The organism is Ensifer sp. R1-3 (genome assembly GCF_056739175.1).
In genome coordinates, this window is the sequence record NZ_CP096515.1 from 542,983 (window position 1) to 563,125 (window position 20,143).

At 62.5% G+C, this 20,143-nt stretch carries 21 protein-coding genes; 15 read left to right on the top strand and 6 right to left on the bottom strand.

Annotated elements, in window-relative coordinates:
* Positions 1 to 112: 112 nt before the first annotated feature.
* Positions 113 to 517, top strand: coding sequence for a winged helix-turn-helix transcriptional regulator (locus M1D43_RS02635; protein ID WP_003533805.1), 405 nt, complete (start codon positions 113 to 115; stop codon positions 515 to 517).
* 38 nt (positions 518 to 555) lie between these two features.
* Positions 556 to 687, top strand: coding sequence for a glycine zipper domain-containing protein (locus M1D43_RS02640; RefSeq protein WP_272951370.1), 132 nt, complete (start codon positions 556 to 558; stop codon positions 685 to 687).
* Between the two features lie 9 nt (positions 688 to 696).
* On the opposite strand, the gene M1D43_RS02645 is transcribed toward M1D43_RS02640, so the two are convergent.
* Positions 697 to 1,401 (bottom strand): aspartate/glutamate racemase family protein, encoded by a 705-nt coding sequence (locus tag M1D43_RS02645; protein WP_010969687.1) that lies wholly within the window; start codon positions 1,399 to 1,401, stop codon positions 697 to 699.
* 203 nt (positions 1,402 to 1,604) lie between these two features.
* Here M1D43_RS02645 and M1D43_RS02650 point away from each other — a divergent pair, with 203 nt between their 5' ends.
* From M1D43_RS02650 to M1D43_RS02675, 6 genes are all read left to right on the top strand, one after another.
* Positions 1,605 to 2,069 (top strand): Lrp/AsnC family transcriptional regulator, encoded by a 465-nt coding sequence (locus M1D43_RS02650; protein WP_003533799.1) that lies wholly within the window; start codon positions 1,605 to 1,607, stop codon positions 2,067 to 2,069.
* Between the two features lie 131 nt (positions 2,070 to 2,200).
* Entirely contained in the window at positions 2,201 to 3,469 is a 1,269-nt protein-coding gene (locus tag M1D43_RS02655; RefSeq protein WP_127598612.1) for an NAD(P)/FAD-dependent oxidoreductase, read from the top strand.
* Positions 3,470 to 3,553: 84 nt separating this feature from the next.
* Positions 3,554 to 4,396 (top strand): MurR/RpiR family transcriptional regulator, encoded by an 843-nt coding sequence (locus tag M1D43_RS02660; RefSeq protein ID WP_127598614.1) that lies wholly within the window; start codon positions 3,554 to 3,556, stop codon positions 4,394 to 4,396.
* Positions 4,397 to 4,882: 486 nt separating this feature from the next.
* The gene (locus M1D43_RS02665; RefSeq protein ID WP_192923446.1) at positions 4,883 to 6,346 is read left to right on the top strand and encodes an MFS transporter; all 1,464 of its coding nucleotides are present in this window, start codon (positions 4,883 to 4,885) and stop codon (positions 6,344 to 6,346) included.
* Positions 6,343 to 7,002: an aspartate/glutamate racemase family protein gene (locus M1D43_RS02670; protein WP_003533791.1), complete on the top strand. Its 660-nt coding sequence runs from the start codon at positions 6,343 to 6,345 to the stop codon at positions 7,000 to 7,002. The genes M1D43_RS02665 and M1D43_RS02670 overlap by 4 nt, the downstream gene beginning before the upstream one ends.
* Positions 7,003 to 7,154: 152 nt before the next feature.
* Entirely contained in the window at positions 7,155 to 8,054 is a 900-nt protein-coding gene (locus tag M1D43_RS02675) for an aminoglycoside phosphotransferase family protein (RefSeq protein WP_153312920.1), read from the top strand.
* A 35-nt stretch (positions 8,055 to 8,089) separates the two neighbouring features.
* Here M1D43_RS02675 and M1D43_RS02680 read toward each other — a convergent pair whose 3' ends face one another.
* Both M1D43_RS02680 and M1D43_RS02685 read right to left on the bottom strand, forming a co-directional pair.
* On the bottom strand, positions 8,090 to 8,848 hold the full coding sequence (locus M1D43_RS02680) for a thermonuclease family protein (RefSeq protein ID WP_013844626.1): 759 nt from the start codon (positions 8,846 to 8,848) through the stop codon (positions 8,090 to 8,092).
* 300 nt (positions 8,849 to 9,148) lie between these two features.
* Entirely contained in the window at positions 9,149 to 9,889 is a 741-nt protein-coding gene (locus M1D43_RS02685; RefSeq protein ID WP_498814192.1) for a hypothetical protein, read from the bottom strand.
* A 170-nt stretch (positions 9,890 to 10,059) separates the two neighbouring features.
* On the opposite strand from M1D43_RS02685, the gene M1D43_RS02690 reads away from it, so the two are divergent.
* The gene (locus M1D43_RS02690; protein WP_003537029.1) at positions 10,060 to 10,650 is read left to right on the top strand and encodes a transglutaminase-like cysteine peptidase; all 591 of its coding nucleotides are present in this window, start codon (positions 10,060 to 10,062) and stop codon (positions 10,648 to 10,650) included.
* Between the two features lie 57 nt (positions 10,651 to 10,707).
* Here M1D43_RS02690 and M1D43_RS02695 read toward each other — a convergent pair whose 3' ends face one another.
* Together M1D43_RS02695 and macA are read right to left on the bottom strand one after the other, a co-directional pair.
* A complete protein-coding gene (locus M1D43_RS02695) occupies positions 10,708 to 12,651 on the bottom strand; it encodes a MacB family efflux pump subunit (RefSeq protein WP_127542085.1) in 1,944 nt (647 codons plus the stop codon).
* A gap of 8 nt (positions 12,652 to 12,659) precedes the next feature.
* The gene (gene macA / locus M1D43_RS02700; RefSeq protein ID WP_164819266.1) at positions 12,660 to 13,940 is read right to left on the bottom strand and encodes a macrolide transporter subunit MacA; all 1,281 of its coding nucleotides are present in this window, start codon (positions 13,938 to 13,940) and stop codon (positions 12,660 to 12,662) included.
* 283 nt (positions 13,941 to 14,223) lie between these two features.
* On the opposite strand from macA, the gene M1D43_RS02705 reads away from it, so the two are divergent.
* Both M1D43_RS02705 and ilvC read left to right on the top strand, forming a co-directional pair.
* Entirely contained in the window at positions 14,224 to 14,871 is a 648-nt protein-coding gene (locus M1D43_RS02705) for a TetR/AcrR family transcriptional regulator C-terminal domain-containing protein (RefSeq protein ID WP_010969679.1), read from the top strand.
* A gap of 58 nt (positions 14,872 to 14,929) precedes the next feature.
* Positions 14,930 to 15,949 (top strand): ketol-acid reductoisomerase, encoded by a 1,020-nt coding sequence (ilvC, locus tag M1D43_RS02710; protein ID WP_003537021.1) that lies wholly within the window; start codon positions 14,930 to 14,932, stop codon positions 15,947 to 15,949.
* A gap of 65 nt (positions 15,950 to 16,014) precedes the next feature.
* Here the strand turns inward: ilvC and M1D43_RS02715 are convergent, their stop codons facing one another.
* A complete protein-coding gene (locus tag M1D43_RS02715; RefSeq protein ID WP_010969678.1) occupies positions 16,015 to 16,269 on the bottom strand; it encodes a hypothetical protein in 255 nt (84 codons plus the stop codon).
* A gap of 234 nt (positions 16,270 to 16,503) precedes the next feature.
* Here M1D43_RS02715 and M1D43_RS02720 point away from each other — a divergent pair, with 234 nt between their 5' ends.
* From M1D43_RS02720 to M1D43_RS02735, 4 genes are all read left to right on the top strand, one after another.
* Positions 16,504 to 17,457: an adenylate/guanylate cyclase domain-containing protein gene (locus tag M1D43_RS02720; RefSeq protein ID WP_153313820.1), complete on the top strand. Its 954-nt coding sequence runs from the start codon at positions 16,504 to 16,506 to the stop codon at positions 17,455 to 17,457.
* Positions 17,458 to 17,613: 156 nt separating this feature from the next.
* Positions 17,614 to 18,558 (top strand): ABC transporter substrate-binding protein, encoded by a 945-nt coding sequence (locus M1D43_RS02725; protein ID WP_010969676.1) that lies wholly within the window; start codon positions 17,614 to 17,616, stop codon positions 18,556 to 18,558.
* On the top strand, positions 18,546 to 19,244 hold the full coding sequence (locus M1D43_RS02730; RefSeq protein ID WP_010969675.1) for a L,D-transpeptidase: 699 nt from the start codon (positions 18,546 to 18,548) through the stop codon (positions 19,242 to 19,244). Before M1D43_RS02725 ends, M1D43_RS02730 begins: the two co-directional genes overlap by 13 nt.
* A 50-nt stretch (positions 19,245 to 19,294) precedes the next feature.
* On the top strand, positions 19,295 to 19,630 hold the full coding sequence (locus tag M1D43_RS02735) for a hypothetical protein (RefSeq protein ID WP_013844623.1): 336 nt from the start codon (positions 19,295 to 19,297) through the stop codon (positions 19,628 to 19,630).
* The last annotated feature ends 513 nt before the right edge of the window (positions 19,631 to 20,143 follow it).

The following is a 20,143-nucleotide window of genomic DNA, read 5'->3' on the forward strand; positions in this document are numbered from 1 at the left end:
TGAGCTCATGCCGAAAGCTGGTCTCTTTTTGAGAGTTGCTCTTATCCCGTGATCTGCTAAGAGCTGTAAAGGAGGCAGTTTTTTCTGCCGTGGTTACGGAAAGGGTACCGCCATGACCAGGGCGTCGGGCACGTTGAAGGGCGAGCGGGTGGCAGTCGTCTGCGGCATGCCTGTGGACATCGACAATTGTCCGGTGCGGGACGTGATGGACAATATCGGTGGTAAGTGGAACTCGCTGATGATTCTGTCGCTCGCCGACGGTCCCTTGCGGTTCTCGCAGCTCAGGCGGCTCATCCCGGACATTTCACAGCGTATGCTGACCCAGACGCTGCGCGATCTGCAGCGTGATGGATATCTGCGCCGCACCGTCTACCCGACGCAGCCCCCGAGCGTGGAATACAGCCTCACGGATCTCGGCCGCTCATTCCTTGCCGTGCTAAGGGTCTTCGTCGACTGGTCGCTCGAAAACCACCAGGCTATCCGACAGGCACGGGCGGAGTACGACGACGCGCAATAGGCGGATTGTCGCCACAGGCCTGTGGTATCGCCACGCTCATGGCAATCGGCATTGCAATCGGCGTAGGTGTTGGGGCAGCCGTGGGGTCCGCGCTCGACAATGTCGCGCTGGGCATCACGATCGCCATCGCTCTCGGTGCTGCGCTGGGCCTCCTATATCAGCGCCGTTAGGCAGGCAGCTTACTGCCGGTCGCGAAGCGAGAATTCGACCGCCGCCTCGGCGTGGATGGCGGTGGAATCGAAGCCCGGGAGCGGCAAATCGGCCGGATCGAGAAGGAGGCAGATTTCGGTGCAGCCGAGAATGACGGCGTCCGCACCTTCCGCCTTTGCTTTCTCGATGAGCCCGATCACTGCCGAGCGCGAGGCGTTCAGCACTTGGCCGGCGCAGAGCTCGTCGAAGATCACGTTGTGGGTCAGTGTCCGCCCATCGGCATCCGGTACCATCAGGTCGATATCATGTGTCTTCATGCGCTCGGCATAGAAGCCTTGTTCCATCGTGTAGCGTGTGGCGAGCAACAGGGGCTTGCGGCTGCCGGCGGCTTTCAGGCGCAGTGCCGTTTCGTCGATGATGTTGATCAACGGGACGTCGACCGAGGCATGCACCGCGTCGGCAATGAGGTGCATTGTGTTGCTGCAGATCAGGATGCAGTCCGCGCCGCCGGCGACGAGCCCGCGGGCAACATCGGAGAGAAGCAGGGCGGCGTCGTCCCAATGGCCGGCTCTCTGCAGGTCCACGATCCGCTGGAAGTCGACGGAATGCAGAAGCACTTCCGCCGAATGTAATTTGCCACGTCGCCTGCGCACGGCCTCGTTGACCAGGCGATAGTAGACTGCCGAGCTTTCGAAGCTCATGCCGCCGATGAGGCCGATTTTCCGCATTTCCATCGTCGCGTTCCCTGCTGCTGTCCTGTGGCCGGTCGGGAACGCTTCGCCACGTTCCCCGTTCCATTGCTAGATTATCGTGCGGGCCCGGTCGCATGTGTTTGCTTTGATCGGCGCTTGGCCAAATTTCAGCAAGCCGTTTGCGCCAAATCCGAATGTTCCGAAAAATTTCGGCGCACTCTATGGCAAGAGCAAGGAGTCGGAGCGTGCTTGACGAGAGAGACCGGAAGCTGCTCATGCTTCTGCAGCAGGATGCGAGCGTCGCCATGGGCGACCTTGCCGAGAGGGTGAGTCTTTCGCTTTCCGCCTGCTCGCGGCGCATTCAGCGGCTGGAGGAGGCGGGCTATGTTACCCGGCGCATCGTCGTACTCGACCGGGAAAGGATGGGCGTGCCGACCACGGTTTTTGCGCTGATCAAGACGGCGCATCACTCCGACGACTGGATCGAAAAGTTCCGCAGGGCCATCAGCGACATTCCGGAGATCGTAGAGGCGCACCGGCTGACCGGCAATTACGATTACATCGTCAAGGTGGTTCTGCCGAGGGTCGAACATTACGACGTCGTCTACAAGCAGATCGTGCGGAAGGTGGAGCTTTTCGACGTTTCCGCGTCGATTTCGATGGAAGTCCTGAAAAGTGGTACCGCAGTGCCCGTCGGCTATGCCGAGTAGGGCCGCCGAAACATCACGCGAAGACCATCCGCGGATGCAATGCAGCCATGCCGGGCGAAGGCTTGCGCTCCGGCTTGTGGAGTTGAACAGTCTTGCCAGCCAGAGCGGGATGAGGAACAGGACGGAAGACCATGCAGGAAAGACATCATGTCGTCGTGGTCGGCGGAGGTTTCGGCGGGCTGCAACTCGTCAACGACCTCAAGGGTGCGCCGGTCAAGGTCACGCTGATCGACCGGCGCAATCATCACCTCTTCCAGCCGCTGCTTTACCAGGTGGCGACCACGGTGCTTGCGACTTCGGAGATCGCATGGCCGATCCGCCGGCTCTACCGCGACCGACAGGAGGTGACGACGCTGCTCGGCGAGGTGACGGGCGTCGACACGATTGCGAAGGAAGTGACGCTCGCGCATGGGCATTCGGTCCCCTACGACACGTTGGTGTTGGCGACCGGCGCAACGCACGCCTATTTCGGCCACGATGAATGGGCGGCGGTCGCGCCCGGGCTCAAGACACTGGAGGATGCGACGACCATTCGCCGCCGCGTGCTCATCGCCTTCGAGCAGGCGGAGGTGGAGGAGGACCCCGCCAGGCGCGATGCGCTGCTGACGTTCACGATCATCGGCGCAGGACCGACGGGGGTCGAGCTTGCGGGCATCATCGCCGAAATGGCCCATCGAACGCTGCCCGGCGAGTTCCGCCGGATCGATACGCGTTTGGCCCGCGTGGTGCTCGTCGAAGCCGGCCCGCGCATTCTTCCCGCCTTCAGCGAGCAGCTTTCCGCCTATGCTTCCCGCGAACTGGAGAAGCTTGGTGTCGAGGTGCTGACGGGCACGCCGGTGACCGACTGCACCGATGAGGGGGTCACGATAGGCGAGAGCTTCGTCCCGAGCCGGACGCTCGTCTGGGCGGCGGGGGTCCAGGCCTCACCTGCAGCCAGATGGGTCGGCGCCGACGCGGACCGCGCCGGCCGCGTTAAGGTCGGGCCCGATCTGACCGCGCCGGACCACCCGGACATCTTCGTCATCGGCGATACGGCATCGGTCATCCAGGAAGACGGCAAGCCGGTGCCCGGCATCGCGCCCGCGGCCAAGCAGCAGGGAGCCTACGTCGCCCAGGTGATCCGTGGCCGGCTCACGGGCTCGCCGGCGCCGGGGCCGTTCCGCTACCGGCACCAGGGAAGCCTGGCCACCATCGGCAAGCGCGCGGCGATCATCGATTTCGGCCGGATCAAGCTCAGGGGATCGCTCGCCTGGTGGATCTGGGGCATTGCCCACATTTACTTCCTGATCGGTACCCGCAGCCGCTTTGCCGTGGCCTGGAGCTGGCTATGGACCTATCTGAGCGGGCAGCACAGCGCCCGACTGATCACGCAGAAGGATACGCTTCGGGAGGAGAGGTGACCGCAGGAGCGGATCTTCCACCTATTGCCAAGGCCGGATGAAAATTGGACAGTCCCGTGAAACGACAGTTTCATGAGAGTGCCGATGGCTGCCAAAGAACGATCCTTCCTCGCTCGTGTCCGCGAAATTCTGCCGGAGCTGCACCCGGCCGAGCGGCGGCTCGGCGATTTCCTTTGTGATTTTCCGGGGGAAATAGCGAGCTATTCCGCGCAGGAGCTGGCGGCTTTGGCCCATGTGTCGAAAGCGACCGTGTCGCGCTTCGTTCAGCGTCTCGGCTATGAAAACTACGAGGAAGCGCGGCGGCACGCGCGCGCGGACAAGCAGACCGGGTCGCGCCTCTTTCTGGCGACCGCCACCGACGCCGACGGCCGGCAATCGGTCGCAGCGCATGTCGCCCAGGGCGTCGCCAATCTCGAAGCCACGTTCCTCGCGATCGGCGAGGCTGAGATCGATGCGGCTGCCACAGCCATCCTGGAGGCACGCAAGGTGTGGGTCATCGGCTTTCGCGCCAGCCATTCCTTCGCCACCTACCTGCAATGGCAGCTCACGCAGGTGATCGAAAACATCGCTGCCATTCCCGGAGGCGGGCAGACGCTCGGCGAGCATCTGGTCAGCATCGGGCCCGACGACGTCGTCGTTCTCTTCGGCCTGCGGCGCCGCGTCGCTCTGATGGAGCAACTCATGGCGCAGGTGGAAAGAACCCAGGCGAAGTTGCTCTACATCACCGATGAAGGCGTGCCTCTCCTGAGCCGTGCGGCTTGGCACTTCCGTTGCCAGACGCTGGCGCCGGGACCGCTTTTCAACCACGTGTCGGTGATGGCGCTCTGCCATCTCCTGACCACGCGCTGCATCGAGACCGCAGGCGTGGCCGGCCGGAACCGGCTGCGTGGTATCGAGGCACTGAACGACACGCTGGAAGAGCTGTGAGTCCGCTGAATGCAGGCCGCGACGGCTTATCTCGCCGTCGATAGGGCTCTGGCTGGAACGCCTTGCGTGTGGATCCTCGGGTCAAGCCCGAGGATGACGACCGGGTCAAGCCCGAGGATGACGACCGGGTCAAGCCCGAGGATGACGACCGGGTCAAGCCCGAGGATGAAAGGATGTTTCGATAAATTGCCGCGACGAGCGTCCCCCCCTGGCTGATATGAACCGTGCACGGGCCTCGCTGCGCCGGTTTCATGCGTCAACCCCTCAGCCAGTCATCCTCGGGCTTGACCCGAGGATCCAGCCACGAGCCACCAAGGCAGGGTGACCGCGACCAAGCCCGTCAATGGCGACGCGTTGGGGCCTGCAGGGAGGGGCAGGAAGCCCTCTCCGTCGCCCCTGTGGATTCGGGGCTATGAAACTGTAGTTTCTTGGTGTATGATTGAGAAACTAAGTTTTCACGCTCGTTCAACCACAAGGGGAACAACAATGGCAGCGGAAAATATGGTGCCGACCGGCGGGAGTTCGCCGGTCATTCGACAACTGGAATCGGCTTTCACCAAAATCGGCGTTACCGGCGCGCACAAGCAGATCCTCGCCCTTGTCCTGATCGGTTGCCTGTTCGACAGCTTCGAGCAGAACACGATCGGCGTCGCCGGCCCCATTCTCAAGGAGCACTGGGGTCTCACCGGCACGGATATCGGATTTCTCAACACGATCACCTTCGGCAGCGCCGCCATCGGGCGACTGCTGTCGGGCATTCTCGGCGACCGCTACGGCCGGCGGGTCATGCTGACGATCAATCTCCTGCTCTTCACCATCGGCTCGGCGGCCTGCGCGATGGCGCCGAACTTCACCATGCTTTGTTTTGCCCGCGCGATCGTCGGCTTCGGCGTCGGCGGCGAAATCTCGACGGCGGTGACGATGCTCTCCGAATTCTGCTCGCCCAAGTTTCGCGGCACGGCTGCAGGCCTCGTGAATGTCGGCGCCGGTGGCTTCGGCAATTTCCTGGCGCCGGCATTCGGTCTGCTGATATTCACGCTTTTCCCCGGAGAGAACAGCTGGCGCTGGCTATTCGCATCGCTGGCGCTGCCGGCACTTCTGGTCGTCTTCTATCGCCGCTTTGTACCCGAGACGCCGCGGTTCCTCGCCTCGAAGAACAGGATCGGCGAGGCGAACAAGGTGCTGTCCATCCTGGCCTCAGGCTCGCTCAAATCGCGCAATCTCGTGGTGCACGAATACCTGACGACAGACCATATGACGGACGAGGCACTCGAGAAGAGCGACTGGCGGGAACTCTTCCGCGCACCCTTCATCGGGCGGACCATACCGGTAGCGATCGCCATTCTCATGAGCTATGGCGCGCAATTGTCGGTCCTGACGCTGATGCCCGTCATCTTCGTGTCGATGGGCTATACGCTCTCCGGCAGCCTGCTCTACAGCATGATCATCCAGAGCGGCAGCGTCCTCGGTGCGATCGCCGCTTCGATGTTCGGCTACTATCTGCCGCGCAAGAAGGTGCTGACCGTGGGCGCGGCGCTCGCCTGCCTTGCGGCGGTGTCGATCGTCACTCTCGGCACCAATATTTACCTCGTTCTCCTGTTCGGAGCCATCTTCCAGTTCTTCGTCCTGCTCCTCAACACGTCGATCTGGATCTATGCGCCGGAACTGTTCCCGACGAGAATCCGTGCCTTCGGGGTGGCCCTCATCCTGGCAACGGGATCGGCGGCCGGCTCGTTCGTGCCCACGATTTCCGGCATGCTGTTCGACAGCTACGGAATGATCGGCGTCTTCGGGCTTGCTGCGGGAATGTATGCGGTCTTCGCATTCTGCATCCAGCTCGGCCCGGAAACCTACGGCCGGTCGATGGAGGATCTCTCGCAACCGGCGGAGGCCGATCAGCCCAAAGCAGCGCAGCAGCAGGGGCCAGTCGCCGTGGAGCTCAGAACGTGAGCTCCCATCTCCTGCTGATCAACCCGAACAGCTCGCAGGCGACGAGCGAGATGATGGTCTCCATCGCGCAGAAGGCTGCGAACGGGCGCCTGGCCGTGGCAAGCGCCACGGCCAGGCGCAGTCCCCGGATGATCCTGAAGCCGGACGAACTGGCGGCCGCCGCCGACGAGGTGGTGGAAATCGGCACCAGACACGAGCCGGGCTGCCTCGGGATCATCGTCAGTGCTTTTGGCGATCCCGGCCTTGCCCTGCTTCGGGAGCGTGTCGGTATCCCGGTCGTGGGCATCTGCGAAGCTTCGATGCTGGAGGCTTCCCGGGATGGACGACGGTTCGGCGTTGCAACCACGACGCCCGACCTCGCGGATGCGATCGCCGAGCGGGCACGGCATCTGGGGCTTTCGCATCTCTACTCCGGCATCCGCTGTACGCCCGGCGATCCGCTCGCCGTTGCCGGAGACGAGGAGCGCCTGCGGACTTCGCTTTGGCACGCGGTTCGCGCCTCCGTCGACCTTGATGGGGCAGAGGCAGTCATCATCGGCGGCGGTCCGCTAGGACAGGCCGCCGAGCAACTGCAGCCGCTATTCGATGTGCCCGTCATCGGCCCGATACCGTCCGCCGTAATGCGGGTACTCGGGCTGTTGCAGGTCGATGCCTGAGCGCAATTTCCGCGCGGAAACTTGGAAACCGTCACGTTTCATGATCATAATTTGTCCAACCGGATCGTTTCCGCTGTCTCGTTGGAACATCGAAGCGATCCGGCTCCTCCCGGCAGTCTAGAAATCACCGTGATCAGGGAAGCGGATATCCGATGTCTTCCGCCGAAACGCCCGAAATCAGTACAGCCCTCGTCGAACAATTGATTTCCGAACAGTTTCCGCAATGGGCGGACCTGCCGATAAGGCCGGTCGAGTTCGGTGGGTGGGACAACAGGACCTTTCACCTCGGCGACGATATGAGCGTGCGGTTGCCGAGCGCCGCCCATTACGCGCTTCAGGTGGAAAAGGAGCAGCACTGGCTGCCTCGACTTGCACCGAACCTGCCGTTGCGTATTCCTGTGCCTTTAGCCATTGGGCGGCCGGGCGGGGGCTATCCGTGGCATTGGTCCGTCTATCGCTGGCTCCCGGGCGAGACCGCGACCCATGCGCCCATCGCCGATCTCGGCAGTTTTGCGACGACGCTCGGTGAATTCCTGGCTGCGCTGCAACGGATCGACGCGTGGAGCGGTCCGCCGCCCGGGCAACACAATTTCTACCGAGGCGGTCCTTTGGCCGTCTACGACCACGAAACGTGCCGGGCACTCGAAGCGCTCGAGGGCACGATCGACGTTGCCGCCGCACGTGTGGTGTGGGAGGCGGCGCTTGCCTCCGCATGGAACGATGATCCCGTCTGGTTCCATGGCGATGTCGCCTCGGGCAACCTCTTGGTCGAAAACGGCCGCTTGAGCGCCGTGATCGATTTCGGCACGTCCGGCGTCGGCGATCCTGCTTGCGACCTGTCGATCTCCTGGACGATGTTCGATGAAACAAGCCGCGCCGCATTCCGGGACGCCCTTCCGCTCGACGAAGAGACCTGGGCGCGTGGCCGTGGATGGACCTTGTGGAAGGCGCTGATCGTTGCCGCCGAGATGCCGGGCACCGATCGACTGGAAATCGAAAAATCGCGGCGGGTCATCGATGCGCTTCTGTCGGATCATTGCCGCTATGGGTAGCGAATTTTAATCCCGCGTCCTGTTGCCGATGCGGTTCAACCGGAAACGCGCGCGGTGGACTGACCGCACCACGACTGTGGCTGCCCGGTTCGCTTTCTGGCGAGCCCCTCCGATATGAGGATGTCTCCGAGGGACCTGCCGTTCCTGACGACGAGCCGCCGCTTGCCCGGCTCGTCGCCGGGGCTGGTTTCGGATGCAACGAGGGCGAAGTTTCCGGAATTCAGCAACTCGCGCAATCGTGCCTTGGCATAAGAGCCGCGCGACCGTTCCTCGTCGCATTTCGCGAGCTTCGTTTCCGGCGCGTCTATATCGGCGATGAGAATCCTCTGGCCCTGGTACAGGAAGGTATCGCCGTCGAGAACGCAGTTATCGTGGCGGATGCCGCAAAAATAAAAGGTGCCGCTCTCGGCCGGGCGCAGACTCGCCTGTTCGAGAGACTGCCTAACCGGTAGTTCAACGGGTGCAGGCGGGATCAATGCGGTCTTCGGCGCTATCGACCCGGTCTGCTCCTTCGGACGGAAAGGGATCGGAATGGTCGCCAGTTCCACCTTCTTTGGTGGTTTCTTCTCGGCCGGCTTCTTCGCCTGCGCTCTTTTCTCGGCCGGTTTCTCGGCGTGCGAAAGCAGTGCCGTCAGCTTCGATGCGCCGGGCAGATGGCCGAACTCCCCCCGATGCTCGTAGGCCACAATCCCGCCGACGATGACTGCGGCCGCCAGATACCAGCGGCCCATACCGCTCCGGCTGCTCTTGCGGGCCGTGCTGCGCTTTCGTCTTTTGGAATTTGTCTTGGTCATGGGATTCGGTCCTCGATTGCGGCGGCATTATCGGGACCAGGGGTTAGTGAAAGGTTGTCGTAGCTGCGCGGGTCAAATCATTTCAGGTTCTGCACTCTTCCCGATCCCGCCCTGACTACAGCGCTCAAGAAGGGAAGGGCGGCACCTGCGGGAGCCGCCCTTCAAGAGTTACCGTTGACGTTGCTGGACAAGCGCCCCGGCTTGTCACTTTCCCAGTCTGACCGTAAGCCGTCAACGGTCGTGATCACTCTTCTTGCTGATGCCAGGGACTTCCGTCACCGCGGCGATTGCCGCGGCTGCTTACTTGTCGCCCTTGGCTTTTCCGCCCTTGTCCTTCCCGCCTTTGCCTCGGCCGTCTTGATCGCCCTTATTGTTGTCCTGGTGGCCCTTACCGCCGTCCTGGTTACCCTTGTCGTTGTCCTGGTGGCCCTTGCCGCCGTCCTGGTTGCCCTTGTCGTTGTCCTGGTGGCCCTTGCCCCCGTCCTGGCCACCCTTTCCGTTATCCTGGTGGCCTTTGCCGCCGTCCTGGTTACCCTTGCCATTATCTTGGTCACCCTTGCCGGGATCCTGACCACCGCCGCCGTTGTCGCCGCCGCCGCCACCGCCGTTGTCGCCGCCGCCACCGCCACCGCCATTGTCGCCGCCGCCGCCACCGCCGCCACCGCCGCCGCCGCCGCCGCCACCGCCGCCACCGCCGCCGCCGCCGCCGCCGCCGCCGCCCTTGCTGCCGCCGCCTTTGCCGCCACCTCTCATCGGACCGCTTGCCGTGGAGTCGCTGCGATCGTGGCGTCCGGTGCCGGCGCCGATAGATGCCGTCGTCAGGGGCGGACACATCTTAATCTGCGCGGGGGTGAGAATCTTCGTTCGGTTTATTGCAACGCAACATGCCGCGAAGTTGTCTTCCGAAAGGGGACTGCACTGACGGGCAGTCATGCGCTGGCGCTGTACTGCATCCGCATCCGTCGTAACGATTACAGCTCCAATCGTGGCCGTGGATAGTATGAAGAATGTCCGAAATATCGATCTATTAATTCTTTTCATTTCTATACTCCTAAAAACATTAACTTTAAAAATACTTTTTAGAATTGAATTAAAATTAACTGTGGTCAATTTACAAATTGTTAGTAGATGGCCATATCGCTGCCTCATTTCGGGTTATCAACCATGGCTTAATCTATCTTAGCTAGTCTCTACGGCGGACCGGGGGACTTATGCCCGCCGTTGGAGAACGCCTCGTGAAACGCTTCATTGCGCAGACAGTCTTTTTGTTGCTGATTGCGGCCCCTGGGGCTGCCGATGCCGGTACAACCATGAGGACCGCCGGCAAGGCCTTCGCGCCGCCGGCCTTCGCATCCTTCTGCGTCCGCGAGCCGCGGCTCTGCAACACTGGCGGCGGAAAGAAGGCCGTCGTTCTCGCTCCGGAAAAAATCAGCGAGCTCAAGCAGATCAACAGCTCCGTCAATGCAAGCATCCGAGAACGCAGCGACCGCGCAAACGTCGGCAAGGAAGATGACTGGCGTGTGCCGACCGCCTATGGAGACTGCGAGGACTTCGCAATTCTGAAGAAGCGGGAGCTCCTGAAACGGGGTTGGCCGGCCTCGGCTCTGCTACTTACGGTTGCGCGCTACCGCGGGGAGGGCCACACGGTTCTCACGGTCCGCACGAGCGAAGGTGACCTCGTGCTCGACAACAGGACCAACTCGGTCAGAGATTGGTCGCGCACCCCTTATAATTACTTCGCCCGGCAGTCCCAGTCGAACGGTAAGCGCTGGGAATTGATCGCAGGCGCCCAAAATATCTGATTTCGACTGAAACGGCGCTTTTCCCGCGCGGGAAAACCGTTACTGCGTGGAAGTGATCTAATCCGCGCTGAGGGCCACCGCCGGCTGGAGGCGCGATGCGTTTCTGGCCGGCAGATAGCCGAAGAGCAGGCCGGTGAGAAATGCACAGGCGAAGGCAAGCGCGACGGGGCCAGGCGTGAAGCTGACGGGCATGCCGAAGGCTTTAGCGGCGTAACCTGTCGATAGACCGGCCACGACGCCGATCGCCCCGCCGATCGCGGAAACGACCAGCGCCTCGACGATGAACTGCACGAGTATGTCCCGCTCGCGCGCTCCGGTCGCCATTCTCACGCCGATCTCGCGTGTGCGTTCACTGACGCTGACGAGCATGATGTTCATCACGCCGATGCCGCCGACGAGCAGCGAAATCGCTGCGACCGACCCCAGGAAGAATTTCATGGTGTTCGAAGTCTCGGTAAAGGCCTCGCGCACGGAAGACATGTTGGTGATCTGGGTATCGTCCTTCCTGTGGCGCTCATTGAGCAACGCTTGAATTCTCTCCTGGGTCAGGTCTATTGCCGAGGCATCCTGCACCTTGACGGTGATCGTGCGGATGTTGCGCTGACCGAAGAGGCGCATGCTGCCGGTCGTGAGCGGCACGAGGACCACGTCGTCCTGATCGTTGCCGCCGGCGCTGGCGCCCATCCCGCTCATCACCCCGATCACCTGGAAGGGGATCTTGTTCACGAGCACGTATTGACCGATCGGGTCGGAGCCCTCCGGGAAAAGCGTCTTGACGACGGTTTCGCCGAGCACCGCGACCGGTGCATATGTTTCCATGTCGTTCCGGTTGATGAACTCGCCGCGGCCGATCTTCCAGGACTTCGCTTCCGTGAACTGCGGCACCGTTCCGTTGGCGGTCGTCTGATAGTCGATGTTGCCGCGCCGAAGCGTCACCGTGCTCGTCATTTCCGGGACGGCGAATGCGACATTCGCTAGCTCGGTGATCGCGTCCGCATCTGCCGGCACGAGGGTGACATTCGTCCCGCCGGCGCTGCCGCGGAAATTCGCCATGCTGGGGCGGACGACGAGAAGATCCGATCCCATCGACGAGATGCGGTCGAGTACCGAATTCTGCGCGCCGGTGCCGATGGCGAGCATGGCGACAACCGAGCCGACGCCGATGACGATGCCGAGAAGCGTCAGGATCGTACGGAAGAGGTTTGCCCGTAGCGCCCGCAGTGCCATCTTCACCGCTTCCGACACGTCCGCAATTGCCGCGAAGCCCTCACGCGTGCGCTGGGCGAGACCGACGGCTGCATCGGGATTGCTGCGTCCTTTCTTGGAGCGGTCGGCAACGATGTGCCCATCGCTGATCTCGATCAGCCGGTCGGCCTGTGCGGCGACCTCGCGCGAATGGGTGATGACGATGACGGTGTGGCCGTTTTCGTTCATATCGCGAAGGAGGCGCATCACCTCGTCGCCGCTCTGGCTGTCGAGCGCGCCGGTCGGCTCGTCGGCAAGGATGACGCGCCCTCCATTCATCAGGGCGCGGGCGATCGAAACGCGCTGCTGCTGGCCACCGGAAAGCTGGTTCGGACGATGATCGAGCCGTTCACCGAGCTTGAGCGACTGCAGGAGCGCCTCGGCACGATCGTGCCGGTCCCGGGCGGAAACGCCGGCATAGACCGCGGGCACCTCGACATTCTCCCGGGCGCTCGCGGTCGGGATCAGATTGTAGGACTGGAAGATGAAGCCGAAGGTGCGGCGACGCAGCGCCGCGAGCTCGTCGCTGTCGAAGCCGGAGACGTTTTCGCCTTCGATGAAGTAGCTGCCCGAGGTCGGCTGGTCGAGGCAGCCGAGAATGTTCATCAGCGTCGACTTGCCGGAACCGGATTGTCCGATGATCGCGACGAACTCGCCGGCCTCGATATCGAGGGATATATGGTGCAGGACCTCGACGGCGATGTCGCCGTTGAAATAGGTCTTGCTGACATCCTGGAGTGAAATGAGCGGGGCCATCGGCGTGCTCAGAACATCGGCGGCATGCGCATGCCGCGCCGGGTGGCATTGGGAGCGCGGCTGCCGTTCGTGGCGGAGGCAGCGTCGACGACCACTTTCTCACCTTCCTGCAGCCCGCTGACGATTTCGGCGCTCACCCGATTGCGGACACCGACCTCGACGGTGCGCGTCTGCGTCGCACCGGACGGCGCGACGACGGTCACTTCCGCTCTTGCGGGCCCGTCGGAGGCCGCGGCTTCCACGGTGCGGAGTGCCGCGCTCGGCACGACCAGCACATTCTTGGCCGCCGCCTGGACAAAGAAGACCTGCGCGCTCATCGACATCATCAATTCGCCCGTGGGATTGGGGACATCGAAGAGGGCGTAGTAGAGGACGACGTTGTTCTCGGTATCGGGCATCGGCTCGATCTGGCGCAACTTGCCGGTGAAGCGCTTTCCGGGCTGTCCAAGCAGGGTGAAATACGCATCCATGCCGAGCTTCAGCTTGCCGACATCGGCTTCGGAGACCTGCGCCTTGACCGTCATCGTGGAAAGGTCGGCGATGGTGACGATCGTCGGCGTCGTCTGGTTGGCGTTGAGGGTCTGTCCCTCCTTGGCGGGATCGTCGACGATGGTGCCGGCCATCGGAGCATAGATCTTGGTATAGCCGAGATCGACCCGGTCCCCGGCAAGGGTGGCCTTCTGCTTGCGGATCTGCGCCTCGATCGCCTGCACATCGGCCCCAGCGGCCGCATGATCGGCGACGGCCTGGTCGAGCGTCGACTGCGAAACGCTGTTGGTGGCGACGAGATTGCGCTGACGCTCGATATTGGCCTGCTTCAACACGAGCTGGGCCTTCTTCGAGACGAGCTGCGCTTCAAGATTGGCCAGTTCCGCCTCATCGATCTCGATCCTGTTCTCGATCGAGGCGGGGTCGATCTCAGCGATGAGCTGGTTCTGTTCGACCTTGTCGCCGATCCCGACATGCAGCGACTTCAACTGGCCGGAGACCTGTGCGCCGGCATCGACCGATTTGACCGCATCCAGCGTGCCGACGGCGGTCACGCTCTCTTCGATGTCGCCGCGCGTGACCGCCTGGGTGATCACGGTGGTGGCCGGCGGCGCCCCCTGGCGGCTCCAGGCATAGTAGCCCGTGCCGACAACCGCGAGCACCAGGAGCGCAAAGATCCAGGGGCGGCGCGAGCGGCGCTTCTTGCGCGGCGGCGTCACCGGAGCCGGGATGACCGTGACATTCGACGGTGTCGAACCACGCGCCGCTTCGTCTTCCCTCGTCATCGCTGTGTTGCTCATCGATTTTCTCTATCTCAGGCATCTTCATTCAAGATAAAGATCAACCCGTTCAGCGAAAAGCTTTGAGATCATTATATTTTCGTAATGTAGGGAGGGCCGCGCCGGCAAAGCGGGCTCGGGGGCGACGCAGGCAGGGAAACCGCACTCCGTCAGTGGGTTGCTCGGTTTTAGAGCAGGGCTGCCCTTAAAACGAGCCGGATATCCAAAACCGCTTGACGTTCCCCGATCGGACAATTAGAAACCTCACGAACCGTACCGTACGGTACTGATGAGGCGACAGCGAGTGCAAAACGTCGGAGCGATGAGAGAGGCAGGCGCTGCAAACGGCCTGACGGAGCGCCAGGGAGCGGTGCTCGAACAGGCGTTGCGCCTGCTTGTCGACGGGGGCGAAAAGGCGCTGACGACGGCGGGTGTGGCGCGCGCGGCGAACTGCTCCAAGGAGAGTCTCTACAAGTGGTTCGGCGATCGTGAAGGGCTCCTTTCGGCCATGATCGCCTTTCAGGCGAGCAAGGTTCGCACGCTCGACGTCTCCGCCGCAAAGCTGGACGGGGGCAGCTTGAGGGTGCATCTCGTCGCTTTCGCCAAGGACCTTCTCGACGTGCTGGCAGGCGACGTGTCGCTGGCGCTCAACCGGCTGGCGATCGGACAGGCGAGCCGGGAAGGCTCGAAGCTCGGCCACATGCTGCAGGAGCGCGGCCGCCGGCAGATCGGACGCAGGGCGGGAGCGCTGCTCGAAGCGGGCCGCAAGGCCGGTCTCCTCGCTTTCGACAACGCCGATGAGGCCTATGGCGCACTTTACGGCCTCGTCGTCTCGGACTGGCATTTGCGCATGCTTCTCGGCGAGGAGCCGGGTAGCCTGAAGAAGGATTTCAGCCGCAGGGCGGAGCGGGCGGTCGACGCCTTTCTCGCGCTCTACGGCGCGAAAAGGTAGGGCGGCCGTATCTGCGGCTGCCAAAGCGAAACGGACAAGCAAAGGGAAGGAAAATTCGATGCGCGTCTATTACGATCGTGATGCCGATCTCAACCTCATCAAGTCGAAGAAGGTCGCCATCATCGGCTACGGCAGCCAGGGCCGCGCCCATGCGCTGAACCTGAAGGATTCCGGCGCCCAGAACGTCGCCATTGCGCTGAAGTCGGGTTCCGCCACGGCAAAGAAGGCCGAAGCGGACGGCTTCAAGGTCATGACGGTTGCCGAAGCTGCCGCCTGGGCCGACCTGATGATGATGGCGACGCCCGACGAGCTGCAGGCCGACATCTACAAGGCCGACATCGCCGGAAACATCCGCGACGGCGCGGCAATCGCCTTTGCGCACGGCCTCAACGTCCACTTCGGCCTCATCGAGCCAAAGGCCTCGGTCGACGTCGTAATGATCGCTCCGAAGGGCCCGGGCCATACCGTCCGCGGCGAATACCAGAAGGGCGGCGGCGTCCCGTGCCTTGTCGCCGTTCATCAGGACGCTTCCGGCAATGCCCTCGATCTCGCTCTCTCCTACGCCTGCGGCGTCGGCGGCGGCCGCTCGGGCATCATCGAGACCAACTTCAAGGAAGAGTGCGAAACCGATCTCTTCGGTGAGCAGGTCGTTCTCTGCGGCGGCCTGGTCGAACTCATCCGCGCCGGTTTCGAGACGCTGGTCGAGGCCGGCTATGCGCCGGAAATGGCCTATTTCGAGTGCCTGCACGAAGTGAAGCTGATCGTCGACCTGATCTATGAAGGCGGCATCGCCAACATGAACTACTCGATCTCGAACACGGCCGAGTGGGGCGAATACGTCACCGGACCGCGCATCATCACCGAAGACACCAAGGCCGAGATGAAGCGGGTCCTCAAGGACATCCAGACCGGCAAGTTCACCTCGGAATGGATGCAGGAATACCGCTCCGGTGCCGCTCGCTTCAAGGGCATCCGTCGCGTCAACGACTCCCACCAGATCGAGGAAGTCGGCGCGAAGCTGCGTGCAATGATGCCCTGGATCGGCAAGAACAAGCTGGTCGACAAGGCGAAAAACTAAGATCCGCCTGCGATGAACAGAAAGGAAGCCGGAGCCCACGCTCCGGCTTTCTTATTTTCAGCGTCTTACATCGGATCCTTACCCTTCATGGCATTCGCCATATGGGACTTGCACTTTTCCTGGTCGTTCGCTGCCAGTGCCTCCTTGGCCATGGCGAGCTCCTTCTGCGCCATCTCCTTCCGGCCCGTGTCGGTGATCTGGCCCACGTCAGTCTCGAGCCTCGTCATGCCTGCCTGGTCGCAAACCATATCGGCCTGGGCAAAGGCTGGGGACACGCAAGCGGCGGATATCGCGGCTGCAACCAACATTTTCCTCAACATCTGTAACCTCCAGTTTCGTCGCTTCATGCGATACACGGCTCCAAACCGCCGAGGGACCGATCAGTTCCTTGCAGCAGGCTGCAGGTGCTCCCGCACGGGAAGCCGCTACACACTTTTCCCGGAAATGCTCCAAGCGCGCAGTGATGCCGCGGCAGATGCGTATGGCATTGAGAATCGCGACGGCGTCGCTATGGTGCCAGCGAGGCTCAGGCCTTCGAGCGAGGGCGAAATCCGATGTCACCAACACGCCGTAAGCTGACCACCATCTTCTGTGCCGACGTGCAGGACTATTCGCGCCTGATGGGCAAAGACGAGGAGGGAACGCTTGCGGCTCTCAAGCGCAGCCGGGATGCCATGGCGCGCCTGATCGAGGCGCGTGAGGGACGGGTGGTCAACACCTGGGGCGACGGGGTGATCGCGGAGTTTCCGAGCGTGGTCGAGGCGGTGAGGGCGGCGATAGACGTTCAGAACGAGTTGGCCGGACTGAATGCCGAACGGCACGGCGAGGCGCGGATGGATTATCGCATCGGCCTCAATCTCGGCGATGTGATCGCTGACGGCGACGACCTTTACGGCGACGGCGTCAATATCGCGGCCCGCCTGCAAGCCTCGGCACCGGCCGGTGGTATCGTGATTTCGAGCACCGTCTATGATCAGGTTCGCAACAAGCTGGCCGTCGGCTTCGAATTCCTTGGTGCGCTGACGGTCAAGAATATCGACGGGGGCGTTCCGAGTTATGTGGTCCAGATCGGAATGGCCGAGGGCACGGTGTCGCACAAAGGGGGCAGCGACTGGGGGCGACCGGGTGCACTTTCGGACCGCGGGACCCCGGCCGCCGACACCGGGGCAGGGCGAGCGACGATCGTCGAACGCACAGCGGCAGACCGTCGCCTTTTTGGCGTCCTCGCCGTAGCCGCAGCGGCGGTCGTTGCCGTAAATCTGCTTTCCTGGGAGGGAACGTTCTGGGCCAGATGGGCCTTATTTGCGCTGGCCTTGATCGGGGTGCTCCGTTGCCTATGGACGTCCACGCGGCTCGACCGCGGACTCGCCCTGCTCGGGGCAGCCGGATTTGCGGTCCTTGCGGTCAATCTCCTTTCCTGGGAGGGGAGATTCTGGGCGGTATGGCCTCTGCTTGGAATTGCGGTTGCGGCGGGAATTCGGTGGGTCACGCGCCGTCCCGGGCAGTGAGCACCGGCTCGCATAGGTTAAGCGGCGGAATGCATGCGGTGTAACCGGAAGTTGACGTGACTCGGCAAGCCGTGCATTGTGCGCGCCAGGGAAGATAAAGCTCAGCAGGCATTCGTATCGGGACGACGTTCAGATAAACCTTTTCGGGGGGGCACTGTGGGGAGAGGCCGGGAGTTCCTTTGTGCGGCGGCGCTGGCGTTGGCCGTGGCTGCGCCGGCAGCGGCGGCGGATCTGGTGATCGCAATGCCGCCCTGGCCATCCGGACAGGCAGCCGCGAATATTCTCAAGCTCGGCATCGCCAAGAAATTCAGCCTTGAGGCGGAGGTGCGCGAACTCGGGACGCTGACCGCCTTCATCGGCCTCGAAAAGGGGGAGGTCGATATCCAGCCGGAGGTTTGGCGGCCGAATTTCGACGAACTCGTCCGCAAATTCGTGACCGAAAAAGGCGTCGTGACGCTTAGCGAGCGTGCGGTACCGGCATGGCAGGGGATTTGCGCCACGCCGGAAGCGGCTGCGACGATCAAGTCCGTCGCGGATCTCGGCGATCCGGCCAAGACCAAGATCCTGGATACCGACGGCGACGGGCGCGGCGAAATGTGGATCGGTGCCGCCGAATGGCTTTCGACGGGCATCGAACGGGCGCGGGCGGCGGGCTACGGCTATGCGGCGAACCTGACGCTCGTCGAGGCCAAGGAGGAAGTAGCGATGGCGGCGGTCGACGCGGCGATAGCGACCGCGCGGCCGATGGTCTTCTACTGCTACGCTCCGCACCACGTTTTCAAGCTGCACCAGATCTCCCGGCTCGAGGAGCCGCCTCACGACCCGGCGAAATGGAAGATCGCGCCGCCGAACGACCCGCTATGGGTCAGCAAGTCGAGCGCCGCCACGGCCTGGGACGCCGGGCAGTTTCAGATCGGCTATGCGACGGCCTTCGCAAAGAAGCATCCGGAAGTCGCGCAGTTCCTTCAGAAGGTGGACTTCTCGCCGGATGAAGTGACGGCGATGAGCTATGCGCTCGAAGTCGAGCGACAGGCCCCTGCGGACTACGCCAGGAAATGGGTTGAAAGCCACGCGGAACGGATCGACGGATGGGCGAAATGACGATGATCCAGACGCTCTCGAAAAGACAGGCAGGCCGCCGTAAATTCGGCAAGGCGCTGCTTCTCCTCGGTCTTTGCCTCGTTCCGCTTGCAGCGCTTGCCCAAACGCAGATCTACGATTCCAAGACGAAGAAATGGGTGAACTACGACAAGAGGAAAGCGCGGCAATATTTTGCGCGAAACAATCAGGTTCCCGAGGCCTTTCGCCGGCAGATGGTGCCGTTCCGCACGGCCGAAGTCCCGGGCACGATCATCATCGATGGCAACCAGCATTTCCTCTATCTCGTGCAGCCCGGCGGTCAGGCCATTCGCTACGGTATCGGCGTAGGCCGCGAAGGTTTCGGCTGGGCGGGCATCGTTCGGGTGGGGCGCACGGCCGAGTGGCCGACCTGGACGCCGCCGCCCGAGATGGTCGCGCGCGATCCGAACGCGGCAAAATGGGCAGGCGGCATGCCGGGCGGGCCTGACAATCCGCTAGGCGCTCGCGCGCTCTACCTTTACGAAGGTGATAACGATACGATCTACCGCATCCATGGTACGGTGGAGCCCTGGACGATCGGGCTGGACGTTTCCTCCGGGTGCATAAGAATGAACAATGATGACATTATCGACCTGCATTCGCGCGTCGGGGTGGGCGCGAAGGTCATCGTGCTGATGCAGGGGGCTGCGCTCTATAAGGGCGTGTGACCGGCCGAAACGCGGCCGGACGGGCGAGAGCGCGAAGATACGGGCTATATGTGCCAAGACCGGAGGATGTGGATTTGTCGACGAGTAACGTGGGAAGCCGTCCAATTCAAGCGTCTGTGGTGGCTGCGGCCTTGCTTCTTGCCGCATGCCAATCGAACCCTGAGCCTCAGGAAATGGCCCGCACGAGCCTCCAGACAGCCCCCGCCGACCTCCAGCTCCTGTGCGCCAATGCCGTGGTCGCCCAGGCCGGCGGCGCCAAGGTCCTGCCGATGAGTTCTCGACAGCTCGATGCGACGAGCTACAGCGTCGACCTCGATGCCGCCGGTCGCAAGTTTACCTGCATCGTGGACAGCAGCGGCAGCGTGAAGTCGGTCCAGCCGGCATAGCTCTTGAGACGGGCGTATCCGGGCGAAAACCTCTTTCCGGATTCTCTTTTGCGGCGCAGTATGAATGTTGCGATGCAAGAAAAATAAAGAATAGAGTTCTCCTTCGGCAGTTATTCTGCGAATTTTCTTCCAAAAACGCGAAAATTGTGTTCTGATACCATTGTGGGTAGGAGGAGCACTATGTCCACGATCATACAGCACTTCGCTCTTTTCGACTTGCTTATCTTGGCCGGGATTTCGTTTCTCTTGGTCTGCAGCTATTTCGACGAGGGTGAAGCTTAAATATCAGGAGACATTTGCCGCCTCCTGCTGACCGGAGCGCATCCGGGCCGATCGTTGGCATTTCAAGCCGCGACGACCGCTGTTTTTGACGCTGTTACCCGGAGCGCGAACTCCTCGACGCCGTCAGCCTGCCACCGGTACTCCATCCCTAATGGCATCAGTTCTGGGCCGCTGCCGCATATCTGAGCGGTGGCAACCCTTATGAATTCGCGGCCGCCCCTCATCCGCCTG

Bases quoted from the DNA above. Each gene is read 5' to 3' on its own strand.
- M1D43_RS02675 (WP_153312920.1), top strand. From the start codon at position 7,155: ATGTCTTCCGCCGAAACGCCCGAAATCAGTACAGCCCTCGTCGAACAA.
- M1D43_RS02655 (WP_127598612.1), top strand. From the start codon at position 2,201: ATGCAGGAAAGACATCATGTCGTCGTGGTCGGCGGAGGTTTCGGCGGG.
- ilvC (WP_003537021.1), top strand. From the start codon at position 14,930: ATGCGCGTCTATTACGATCGTGATGCCGATCTCAACCTCATCAAGTCG.
- M1D43_RS02685 (WP_498814192.1), bottom strand. From the start codon at position 9,889: ATGAAAAGAATTAATAGATCGATATTTCGGACATTCTTCATACTATCC.
- M1D43_RS02715 (WP_010969678.1), bottom strand. From the start codon at position 16,269: ATGTTGAGGAAAATGTTGGTTGCAGCCGCGATATCCGCCGCTTGCGTG.
- M1D43_RS02635 (WP_003533805.1), top strand. From the start codon at position 113: ATGACCAGGGCGTCGGGCACGTTGAAGGGCGAGCGGGTGGCAGTCGTC.
- M1D43_RS02665 (WP_192923446.1), top strand. From the start codon at position 4,883: ATGGCAGCGGAAAATATGGTGCCGACCGGCGGGAGTTCGCCGGTCATT.
- M1D43_RS02640 (WP_272951370.1), top strand. From the start codon at position 556: ATGGCAATCGGCATTGCAATCGGCGTAGGTGTTGGGGCAGCCGTGGGG.
- M1D43_RS02690 (WP_003537029.1), top strand. From the start codon at position 10,060: ATGCCCGCCGTTGGAGAACGCCTCGTGAAACGCTTCATTGCGCAGACA.
- macA (WP_164819266.1), bottom strand. From the start codon at position 13,940: ATGAGCAACACAGCGATGACGAGGGAAGACGAAGCGGCGCGTGGTTCG.
- M1D43_RS02660 (WP_127598614.1), top strand. From the start codon at position 3,554: ATGGCTGCCAAAGAACGATCCTTCCTCGCTCGTGTCCGCGAAATTCTG.
- M1D43_RS02730 (WP_010969675.1), top strand. From the start codon at position 18,546: ATGGGCGAAATGACGATGATCCAGACGCTCTCGAAAAGACAGGCAGGC.
- M1D43_RS02695 (WP_127542085.1), bottom strand. From the start codon at position 12,651: ATGGCCCCGCTCATTTCACTCCAGGATGTCAGCAAGACCTATTTCAAC.
- M1D43_RS02720 (WP_153313820.1), top strand. From the start codon at position 16,504: ATGTCACCAACACGCCGTAAGCTGACCACCATCTTCTGTGCCGACGTG.
- M1D43_RS02645 (WP_010969687.1), bottom strand. From the start codon at position 1,401: ATGGAAATGCGGAAAATCGGCCTCATCGGCGGCATGAGCTTCGAAAGC.
- M1D43_RS02680 (WP_013844626.1), bottom strand. From the start codon at position 8,848: ATGACCAAGACAAATTCCAAAAGACGAAAGCGCAGCACGGCCCGCAAG.